1 tRNA gene is annotated in these 351 nt (G+C 31.9%); it reads left to right on the forward strand.

Going from position 1 to position 351, the window contains the following annotated elements:
* A tRNA-Gly gene (locus H0247_RS19650) sits at nucleotides 1–76 on the forward strand.
* Nucleotides 77–351 lie beyond the last annotated feature (275 nt).

Genomic DNA, 351 nt, shown 5'->3' on the forward strand with positions numbered 1-351 from the left:
GCGGGAATAGCTCAGTTGGTAGAGCACGACCTTGCCAAGGTCGGGGTCGCGAGTTCGAGTCTCGTTTCCCGCTCCAAAATTCTTCATCGTTTTTCCTCATACCTTCATTTAGTCTGACATCATATTATTATTTCAGTTCGATCTCTGATTATCATTATTAGTTATTGAGTATTAAAATTTCTTGGTTATTTATAACGGTTATGAGATTCTCATAAAATATTTTTATTTTTGAACTGATGTTAGCTTATTCCCAATGAAATTATCACGATAATTATTCTTTTTTTAATTATTCTATCTTTTATATTAATTTTTTTGTGGTTGTTTTTATTGCTGCTAAATGACTTCGCCTAA

The organism is Pectobacterium sp. CFBP8739 (genome assembly GCF_013449375.1).
Lineage (GTDB): Bacteria > Pseudomonadota > Gammaproteobacteria > Enterobacterales > Enterobacteriaceae > Pectobacterium.